This is a genomic window from Lentimicrobiaceae bacterium (genome assembly GCA_023227965.1).
Lineage (GTDB): Bacteria > Bacteroidota > Bacteroidia > Bacteroidales > JALOCA01 > JALOCA01.
On record JALOCA010000061.1, the window covers coordinates 1 to 10,124 of the forward strand.

The 10,124-nt window shown below is 37.6% G+C and carries 9 protein-coding genes; 4 read left to right on the forward strand and 5 right to left on the reverse strand.

The annotated features are described in order from the left end of the window. Nucleotides 1-642 (forward strand): ComF family protein (locus M0R21_13250; GenBank protein MCK9618787.1); only part of this gene is annotated, 642 nt, incomplete at its 5' end. Here M0R21_13250 and M0R21_13255 read toward each other — a convergent pair. Continuing rightward, nucleotides 639-3,224: a lamin tail domain-containing protein gene (locus M0R21_13255; protein ID MCK9618788.1), complete on the reverse strand. Its 2,586-nt coding sequence runs from the start codon at nt 3,222-3,224 to the stop codon at nt 639-641. The genes M0R21_13250 and M0R21_13255 overlap by 4 nt on opposite strands. 75 nt (nt 3,225-3,299) lie before the next feature. Here M0R21_13255 and M0R21_13260 point away from each other — a divergent pair, with 75 nt between their 5' ends. After that, the gene (locus M0R21_13260) at nt 3,300-4,301 is read left to right on the forward strand and encodes an aspartate-semialdehyde dehydrogenase (GenBank protein MCK9618789.1); all 1,002 of its coding nucleotides are present in this window, start codon (nt 3,300-3,302) and stop codon (nt 4,299-4,301) included. 16 nt (nt 4,302-4,317) lie between these two features. Further along, nucleotides 4,318-5,253, forward strand: a complete 936-nt coding sequence (locus M0R21_13265) for a bifunctional riboflavin kinase/FAD synthetase (GenBank protein MCK9618790.1) — start codon at nt 4,318-4,320, stop codon at nt 5,251-5,253. A 4-nt stretch (nt 5,254-5,257) separates the two neighbouring features. Here the strand turns inward: M0R21_13265 and M0R21_13270 are convergent, their stop codons facing one another. Then, nucleotides 5,258-5,713, reverse strand: a complete 456-nt coding sequence (locus tag M0R21_13270; GenBank protein MCK9618791.1) for a gliding motility lipoprotein GldH — start codon at nt 5,711-5,713, stop codon at nt 5,258-5,260. A gap of 61 nt (nt 5,714-5,774) precedes the next feature. On the opposite strand from M0R21_13270, the gene M0R21_13275 reads away from it, so the two are divergent. Beyond that, nucleotides 5,775-6,404, forward strand: a complete 630-nt coding sequence (locus M0R21_13275; protein MCK9618792.1) for a ribonuclease H family protein — start codon at nt 5,775-5,777, stop codon at nt 6,402-6,404. On the opposite strand, the gene M0R21_13280 is transcribed toward M0R21_13275, so the two are convergent. From M0R21_13280 to M0R21_13290, 3 genes are all read right to left on the reverse strand, one after another. After that, on the reverse strand, nt 6,405-7,619 hold the full coding sequence (locus M0R21_13280; protein ID MCK9618793.1) for a hypothetical protein: 1,215 nt from the start codon (nt 7,617-7,619) through the stop codon (nt 6,405-6,407). It abuts the gene before it with no gap. A gap of 6 nt (nt 7,620-7,625) precedes the next feature. Beyond that, nucleotides 7,626-8,522 (reverse strand): hypothetical protein, encoded by an 897-nt coding sequence (locus M0R21_13285; protein ID MCK9618794.1) that lies wholly within the window; start codon nt 8,520-8,522, stop codon nt 7,626-7,628. A gap of 170 nt (nt 8,523-8,692) precedes the next feature. Beyond that, nucleotides 8,693-10,124 (reverse strand): C69 family dipeptidase (locus tag M0R21_13290; GenBank protein ID MCK9618795.1); only part of this gene is annotated, 1,432 nt, incomplete at its 5' end.

The following is a 10,124-nucleotide window of genomic DNA, read 5'->3' on the forward strand; positions in this document are numbered from 1 at the left end:
CAGGCTTGCGGAGCTACGTTGTTTAAAACGGAAGAAGTAATTTGTACATTTTGCAATTACCATTTACCCCGGACAAATTTTCACCTCGAACAGGATAACTGGGTTTCCCGAACTTTTTGGGGCAGGACGGATGTGTTCTCAGCAACAGCTTTGTTTTATTTCAATAAAGGAGGAAAAGTGCAGCACCTGATTCATCGCCTGAAATACAACGGAGAAAAGGAAATAGGGATTTTTTTAGGAAAGCAATACGGATACGACCTGCAGAAAAGTCCGTTTTTCAATTCGGTGAAAGTCGTTTTGCCTGTTCCGCTACATTCCAAAAAGGAAAAGAAGAGGGGTTACAACCAAAGTGAAATGTTTGCCATAGGTTTGGCACAAACCATGCAAATTGAACTGGTAAAGAACAATCTTATAAAAACGATGGCTACGGAGTCGCAGACCCGGAAAAGCCGTTTTAAACGATGGGAGAACGTTAAGGAAATTTTTGTGGTGAAAGATGCTGAGAAGCTGGAAGGGAAACATGTCCTGTTGGTAGATGATGTAATTACCACCGGAGCTACTATAGAATCCTGTGCCAATACTTTACTGAAAGTTCCGGGAATTAGGGTTAGCGTTGCAGCCATAGCTTTTACCCAACATTAAATTTTACCACCAAGCACTGCCGTTTTTTTGTAGTGCTGCACTTTACCTTTAAGGTTAAATACTTCTACATACACTATGTAAATCCCGATAAGTGCCTTTTCTCCATCTTCATTAATGCCATCCCACGAAAAGCTGCCGGAGGTTCCCAGCAGTTCATTTTTTACCAGATAACGAACCAGATGTCCGGCTGCATCGTAAATGGTAATATTGGTGGTAAATCCGGGTTCATCCAACGTATAACCAATATTTAAAACATCATTGTAGCCGTCATTATCGGGTGAAAATATTTCCGGAGAAAGGGTAATGGCATTTTTGTAAGCTATTTCGGGAACAAACTGTGAGTTTGTATATCCCGGGGTTGCAAACCCGGATTTTTGAGAAGCAGAATGCCAATTGGTAACATCGTTGGTTCCCCTTTCCGGACTGATACGTTCGAGCGAAACACCTTCCACGCTGTTCAGTAAGGCATAATGCATTTCTTTGGTATAATGAAATTTATCAATGATTTCCTGTCCGGTTGTTGCAATCACCACTATGCCTTCATCATTATTACAGGGCGGAAAAGATTCCATCGCAAGAAATGCGTCCGGATTGGTTGTTTCATACTGTTCTTTCACTTCTTGCGGATTAGTAGTCAATACCATATATTCCTCTGGGAAAAATAGGTAGCTGATTTCCGTTAACGGGCAAACAGATTCCAAGGTACCGGAAATGCTATCGGAAGAAGAAAGCGTTAGCCCAGATAAATCTATGATTTTGCCAGAACGGTTATAAATTTCCACAAAATCAACTCCATTATCTTTGGGGTTAAAAAGTATTTCATTGATAACCAAATCATTTTCTACAGCAGCTTCGGGTAGGGCAAATTTGCGACTGCTCATTATCACCATGCTATTTTTGGCACAATCTTGTAAAGTATCATTAACCAGTAAAGTATAGATAATATTCTCTATAATAGGTTGTTCCAAAAGCAAAATCGCAGAATAAAAACCAGGAGCAACAGGAATAACCTCCAAAGGTTGCCCGATGCCGTTATCAATCCTGAATTTTGAAGGACTGCTCACTGAAATACTATCCATTTCTTCACTAAAAACTATCTGAATATGAACTGAATCGCAGATAATAATGTTTTTTAGGTATGGCGGCTGGCTGTCAGGATTGTCTGCCAGGACAGAATTTACTCTTCCGGGCGTACCTCCGGAAGGGTCAACTGAAGCTTTCCAGTTGGCAGCTTCTCCACAGGGATTTTGGGTGTCTATCTGTTCCAGTGCCCAACCTCCCTCGTTTTTGGTATTGTCGGTATACCAGCCGTCAGTATAGCCGATGTAATGCATTATTTCCCCCTGCGGATTCCGGAGCACAAGAACAGAGCCGGTATTGGTAAGGGTAAAGTTTGAAAAACCCACAAATTTCCCGAAGGATTCGAGTTCAGCTTGGGCATCATTATCTGCAACAATAAGAAATTCCAAAGGTTTAATAATGATATCGGGGAATTTGTGCTGAGACGTACCTGTTAAAAGTGTCCAATTTTTCAGATGTACCGGAAACAAAGTACAGTTATAAATTTCAAGATATTCCCATTCAGGCAAGCCCACCGGTGGCGAAGGGTCTGCCATTATCTCGTTTATTACCAGATCAAAAGATTTAAAACAGTGCCAGGTAAAACTTTTTATCACTTCCGACATGTGATTTCCAGCCATGTCTTCAATATTTTTTATAGTTAATTGATATTCTTTATCTTCCAAAAAAGAAGTAGCAAATGTTAAATGAATCAAGGCATTTCCTTCCAATTCCGCAAAAGAAGGGTTTCCGGACTCCATTCCGGCAGAATAATTCAGGCAGTTTGCAGCAGATGTTTCTTCAACTGTTTCGTTAAAATATATATCTAATTGATTGGATGATATTGCATTTACTAAAGTTATCTCCGGAGGAGAAGTGTCTATTTCAATATTTCTAATTAAAAAATCATCGAAATAAAATTTTGTGCTGTTGCTGCCGGTATATTGGCACAAAATTCCGAAAAATGTAGCGGTAGCTAATGTATTGTCTGTTCCGGCTGCCTGTTGTGCAAAATTGAATCCTCCGGCAGAATCGGCAAAAATTTCCCAAAACCCGTTGTGTTTCCGGGTAACTTTTACCCTGATTGCGAACGAATTTGCTATTTCACCTTCTTTCCCGCGGCAAACAGATGTAAGCTGGGCTCCGTTTTGACGAAAAAGTTCTATGGCATCATTGGAGCCGGCTTCGCCAAGTTGAAGAAAGTATCCGTTCAGTGGGGCAGTTACATCTGCATTGTCGGAAACGAGATAAATCCGGGCAAAATTATTGGCAGACGGATCAAAGGCTAATCTTATCCAGCATTGCCATTCGGTACTATCCAGGAGGGCATTTTGTGTAGAAAGATAAGATATTCCTGACATAGAGGTGCTTAGATGTAATTGTTTACTGCTGTTTATTTCAAAATTTGCAGTGGTTCCGTTCCAGGCAGGATTGCCAGAAAAATTACCATCGGAGAAGTTGTCTGCCATTTGGGCTAAAGCGGTGATTGGCAGGAAAAATAAGCAAAACAAAATTTTTTTCATACCAGTGTAAATAAAAATCAACCGGTAAATATACTACTTTTGCCGTGAAAAATCAACGAATTAAATTTTGTACGGATGAAAATAGCAATAGTAGGTGCTACAGGATTAGTTGGCACAGTGATGATGAAAGTTTTTGAAGAACGTAAATACATACAAAATATTGATAATATTGAGTTTTTGTTGGTTGCATCGGCAAAATCGGCAGGTAAAGAGCTTATGTTTAACGGCAGAAAATACAAAGTAATCGGTCTTGAGGAAGCTGTTGCCAGTCATCCACAAATTGCTGTTTTTTCCGCTGGGGCTTCCACCTCAAAAGAATGGGCTCCGCGATTTGCGGAGAACGGTACCTGGGTAATTGATAATTCTTCCGCCTGGCGGATGGATGAAAACATAGCTTTGGTTATCCCTGAAATAAATGCTTCAGCGATTTCTCCACGGCATAAAATAATTGCAAACCCCAATTGTTCTACTGCCCAACTGGTTATGGTACTTGCCCCGCTTCACCGAAAATATAAAATCAAACGTTTGGTGGTTTCCACCTATCAGTCGGTTACCGGAACCGGAGTGAAGGCTGTACAGCAGATGGAAAATGAAAGAATGGGAATTACGGGAGAAATGGCTTACCCCTATTCTATTGATTTAAACCTTTTTCCTCATGGAGGTGCTTTTTTACCAAATGGATATACCATGGAGGAAATAAAATTAGCAACTGAAACAAGAAAAATTTTAAGCGATGATACTATTCGGGTAACATCCACTGTAGTAAGAGTCCCGGTAAAAGGTGGTCATTCGGAAGCTGTAAATATTGAATTTGAGAATGATTTTGATGTAACAGAAGTAAGAAATTTATTGGAGAATACCCAAGGGGTAGTGGTCCAGGATGATCCTTCTTCAAACCTGTATCCCATGCCAAAATATACCGAAGGAAAAGATGAGGTTTTTGTGGGAAGAATCCGCAGGGATATTTCAAATCCCAACACGCTTGATTTGTGGATTGTAGCCGATAACCTCCGCAAGGGAGCCGCCACAAATGCCATACAGATTGCAGCTTATCTGATAAATAAAAAGTGGATTTAAAATTTAAAAATACTTCGTGAAAATATATAGAAACATTGAGGAACTTGGCGCCATAGCTCGACCTGTAGTAACCCTTGGTACTTTTGACGGGGTACATATTGGCCATCGGAAATTGCTTGAAAAAGTAGTAGAAATAGCCCAAAAAGAAAAAGGAGAATCTCTTGTTGTAACCTTCGACCCCCACCCGGACATATTATTCGATTGCGAAGGAGAAACATTCCGGTTGTTGAATTCACTCAACGAAAAAATAAGCCTTATAGAAAAGTCAGATATAAATCATTTGCTTATTCTTCCGTTTAACGAACAATTGTCGGTACTTACCGCTGAAGATTTTATACGTAATATCCTGCTCGAAAAAATCAAACCAGTACATATTGTTGTGGGTTACGAATATGCTTTTGGAAAAAATCGTTGCGGTGATTTCATTGATTTGCGAAATTTTGCTATTGAAAAAAAATTCAAACTCACAGAAATTTCGCCTCAAAAAACACAAAAAATTGCTATTTCTTCAGAAAAAATTAAACTTTTACTGCAAAATGGCAACCTAAAAGAAGCCAACGAATTACTGGGTTATCCATTTTTTATCAGCGGTAGGGTAATTCGTGGAAATCAGATCGGAAAATTAATCGGTTATCCTACTGCCAACATTCAAATTGACGATCCTAAAAAACTCATTCCGGCGTTTGGAGTATATGCCTGTCGTGTACAATGGAAAAATAATGTGTACAACGGAATGGCAAACATTGGAATACGACCTACCGTAAACGGAAAAAGATGTACCGTGGAGGCGCATATTTTTGATTTTAACGAAGAAATTTACGAAAACGACATTTGTATTTCTCTATATCACAAAATGCGTGATGAAAAGAAATTTGGTGGGCTTGAGCAATTAAAAGAACAATTGCGTAATGACAAAATAAATATTAGCAAATATTTTATTGATATTACATAATATTTTACTTTATTATCAATGAAAAACTCCTGATTTCGGAGGTTTCCACTTTAGGGATAAGATTTTCTATTTTAATTATATATGTTCCTTTTTCTCCAAAAGGAAAATCCTTACGAATTACTTCTTCATAGCTGAATTCTCCCCCACTTTTTTCAACTGATAAAAACTTTCCTTCATTATTCCTGAGTATCAACTCATATTCTTTTTCGCGCATTTCCCCGGAAGGAGAAGTAATGGTCATGTGAAATGGCAATCTGTCGTACTGAAATTCGCTGGTATGGCTGATAACTATAATAATATCATGCTGACCGGTTGATTTTATAGGAACAGTAAACTCGAGGGGTTTAAACCGATCCCAAATGCCGTTTTCAAATGTAACCGTTTTTTCAAATTTTGTTGATGAATTGCATGAAAAAAGTAACAGCATATAAATGCTTACCTGTTTAATAATATTTTTCATTTTATCAAGGTGAGGAATTGGCTTAATACATATATTTGTGATGCAAAAATAGCGATTACCGTTGGCAAAGCAAAAATATTATGTAGTTTGGAAAGGAGTATCTCCCGGGGTTTTCGATAATTGGGCTGAGTGTTTGCAACAGGTAACTAACTATACAGGAGCTATTTATAAATCATTTAATACCAAACTGGAAGCAATAGAAGCCTTTCGTTCCGATGCAGGAAAATATTTCGGGAAGCCTGCCAAACCCCAGCTTACATGTCTTGATGCAATTTGGGTAGGCAAGCCTATTATCCCAAGTCTTTCGGTGGATGCAGCTTGCGCCGGGAATCCAGGAGTAATGGAATATCGCGGGGTGGACACGCAAACAGGTAAAGAACTTTTCAGGCAGGGACCATTTAAAGAGGGAACTGTTAATATTGGTGAATTTCTTGCCATAGTGCATGGACTTGCTTATCTGAAACAAATAAACAGTAATATTCCTGTCTATTCCGATTCAAAAACAGCAATTAAATGGATATATAATAAAAAAAATAACTCAAAATTAATTGAATCATCATTAAATTTTGAAATATTTGATTTAATGGGACGTGCAGAAAAATGGCTTCGTGAAAATTTCTACAATAACCGTTTGCTAAAATGGGAAACGTCAATATGGGGTGAAATACCCGCAGATTTTGGAAGAAAATAGTTAATACAAACTCACAGAAAAATGTAGCCGGATATCAAAATACAATCCATAATACAATCCCAGTCTATATATGCAAAGTGCTGCCAACATTATAAGTAAATATTTAATGCTAACTTTTACTTTTCTTTTTCCTTCTTTCCCTGATAAAATACGCGGCTTGACTTCTTTATTGAAAAAAACAGGAGTAACTGCAAAAAGAACAGAACATAATGCCATCATATCATAATCGAGGATATTTTCGTGCTGTGGCATTTTGAAAGGTATTTTAATAAAATATAACAATGGAATACAAATTAAAATAGGAATAATACCCTGTGATAAATAGAAAATAAAACGTTGTTTTGATTTTAATTGTATCATGGGAACCTCAAAAAAGAACCGACTTAAATAATACCCTATCAACGTAAGGGAAAACAATAAAATCAAACTTAACAATATCCTGAAAAAAGTATTCAGAAACATCCAATCGGCTACATATCCAAATCCTTGGTTTGTAACGATTCCCGCAACAAATGCTCCAAAGAACATGCTGTAGGAATGTACTGTTAACCAATATCCCAGCAACTTGGTATTACCATACACTTTTTTATTCATTAGCAAAAAACGATGGTAAATAATACCTGCTATCAACGAAGCAAGAGGTCCGGCAAGAGTTATAGCTATTATATTCAGAGGTGTCCATAATGTTGAACTGTTTCCGATAGGGAACAATACTTCGAAGTAGTAAAGTACCGCATCTATCCGAAACAAGGACGCAGCAATAACTACTGCAAACTGATATATAAACCAGCATACCAGGTAAGCAATAAAAAAAATAAAAATCGAATTTGCAGAAAATATGATGTTCCTTTTAAAAAGATACTTTTCTTTCCATGAAATATTTTCTTCCTGTTGCTGAGAAAAAAGTACCGGGATAGGTTTATTCCTTTTTCTTTTAAAAAGTCGTTCAAAAGAAAAATGTTTTTTTCGTTTTTTTATTCTTATTTTTCTTTTAATTCTAACAGGTTTTTCAGATTGAGAAAAAGAAGATTGATTAAACACATCGTCAAGAATATCCGGCAATTCTTCATTTTCTTCTTTTACAAATTGGGTTCGTACATGCGGATGTTTCGGCGTATGTAAACCATAAATTCTACGTATAAATCTATCGAAAAATCGGTTAATACTATTCTGACCGTTTCTGTGTTGATTTGCATGTCTTTTTTTTGAGGCCATCTTTTTTTATTTAAGTGAAAAGGATGTCTCTCCAATTACGTTGTCTTCCTCAAAGATTGTAAGCACATAAGTGCCGGCTATGAGTTGTCCGGGTGAATGGTTTGTCCAGTAAGCTGTAATATCCATTGCCTGGTTTTCGTAATTAACATCATACCTTATGGAATATTGCAACAATTCTCCATTATAGGTAAAAGAGTTATCGTTAGTTAAATTTTTTACAAGTATTTTATTGTCGGGTCGCGCAATTCTTATATAAATTGATTTTCGTCCGGGAAGAATAAGTGTGTTTTCGCATAGAGTAAAGTGTACACTTATTTTATCTGTTTTTTTATATTTTGCTGTTTTTTCCTCCCTGTTACCAGTCTTTACTTTTATTGCTGTTGCTGAAATATCATATGCTTTTAACAGAGCGGCTTTATTTATTTTATTTGCTAATTCATCACGGTTTTTGCTAATATCGGCATTTTTTTGCTGTTCGTGGGTATAATTGTTTTTAATCTGCCTATTTTCCTCTCGTAACTCACTATTTATCTTATATAAAGAATCAATTTGATAAATATAAGTTTGTGATAACTTCCTTAATAATTCGAGTTTCCTTTTTACACGTTTATAATCAGCTTTGACAAAAATTAAACTTCGGATTTCCTCTGCATTTGCCAGAATAATACTGTCTTTTTGTTTTAAATTAGTAGAGGTAACATTGTAAATTGCTTTTACTTTTGCATGTTCTGATACCAAAGAATCAAGTTCTGATTGTAGTTCTTGTTTATGTTGTTCGTTTTCTAACTTTGTTGTTTTTATAAAAATTCTGTCTTTCACCAAAAGCCCACATAAAACAAAAATAATCACAATAAGTATTGCTATAACACTACGGTAAAATATGATTTCTTTTCGTGTATCCATAGATGTACGATTGTATTGCAAATATAGCTGATTTTATTAACCAAAAAATTAAGAGCCAACCTTTACCCGTAAACATTCTAACAGTTTTCCCATTTTAACCCGAAGCGGCAAAAACGTCTCAGAAAAATATCAGCAGGTAATGTTAGCTCTTAATTTTATATTGAACAATATTAATGTGCGTTTTGGACTTTTACTCTCAGTCGGTCACCTGTTTGTTCAACAATGTGCCTGTACCAATCTTCTCCGTAACCAGGCTGTTTCACCTTAGGATTCATTTGGTTGGGGACAGGAGTTTTAATGTTACCATCCATGTATTTGGTAAACAAATATTCAAACAACTGCTGCCAGCGTTCTACGGTACTGTTTCCCATATTTACAGAATAATCGGTGATAAACTGACGTCCCAGTTTGGGGTCTTTGTTGTATAAATCTACGGCAGCTTTATCAATAGCCGGTGTGTAAGCAACAAATTTATTTTCAAGCTCTGACTGTACAGCCTGAATTTCAGGAATCATATCGCGGTAGCGAGTGTATGCCCAGTTGTTTACCAGATTGAAAATCCAAAAAGCAGATGTTTTGGAATAAATCATCATGTTGCCGTTTCCTTTGGCAAAGGTTTCCGGTACAGATGTCATTCCGCAATACATCGGAATGTAAACGGTACCGTAGGTATCGTCAACACCGAACCAGTTGATACCGCCGATATGGTCGGGTAACCAACCACGGCTCTGGGTGATAAACGAAAAACCGGTTTGCTGGGTAGAAGTCGCACGTTCGTTAAGGTAAGTTTTTCCATCTAATTCCCATGTCATAGGACGCCAACGATAAGGCAGAGTGTAAGGCCCTGCACCCATGTCTTTGGTCATATCCAATGGGGTCCCTTCGTAATGGTCTCGCATCATATTCATCACATCCTGTACGGTTAATTTCCTGTCTGGTTTTATCCAAAGAGGCATGCGGTGGGTTAGGTTTTCTCCCTTTGCATAATCCAGATACTGATCCATTCCTGAATTAATTTTGCGAAAAGCCGACCAAACACGTGCTTCACAAAAACGGGCTCCGTCGAAGGTAATAGGGTTATAAGTATCGCTAAAGCTGAAATCTTTGTCGTTTCCGCTGAACCAGCCTTTTTCGCGGGCAAAGCTGATAACGTCGGAGGAATAAATACAGTTTTCCGGATCGTTGAGCGGGAAGGTGGTGATACGAGCCTGGTTGGCGTGTCCGCATACATAACCATCGGGTACACGGCGTGCTACCCAAACGGCGCCTTTTGTAGTATTTTCAGTAGCTTCAATTATTTTTTCTTTGAATTTCTTAAGATTATCGTCGCCGATGATTTTTTTAACGGCATCGGTAAAGGCTTCTTCTTTGATGAAATTTTTACCGTTAAGCTTTTTAAGTCCTTTTAGAACGTCTTTAGGGAGGTTTTCCTTGGCAAGCATTTCCATACTTTTGGATGTAAGAAGATAGGAACGGCCTTTCCCAATCATTTCGAGTATCCAAACTTCGTTGGGATCAGAAATGGAAAAAGATTCTCCTTCACTTGCATAACCATATTCAGCAACCAGGTCTCCAAAACTTTTTATAGCTTCACGAGCAGTT

Coding starts and splice junctions, on each gene's coding strand:
- M0R21_13255 (MCK9618788.1), bottom strand. CDS start 3,224: ATGAAAAAAATTTTGTTTTGCTTATTTTTCCTGCCAATCACCGCTTTA.
- M0R21_13260 (MCK9618789.1), top strand. CDS start 3,300: ATGAAAATAGCAATAGTAGGTGCTACAGGATTAGTTGGCACAGTGATG.
- M0R21_13270 (MCK9618791.1), bottom strand. CDS start 5,713: ATGAAAAATATTATTAAACAGGTAAGCATTTATATGCTGTTACTTTTT.
- M0R21_13280 (MCK9618793.1), bottom strand. CDS start 7,619: ATGGCCTCAAAAAAAAGACATGCAAATCAACACAGAAACGGTCAGAAT.
- M0R21_13285 (MCK9618794.1), bottom strand. CDS start 8,522: ATGGATACACGAAAAGAAATCATATTTTACCGTAGTGTTATAGCAATA.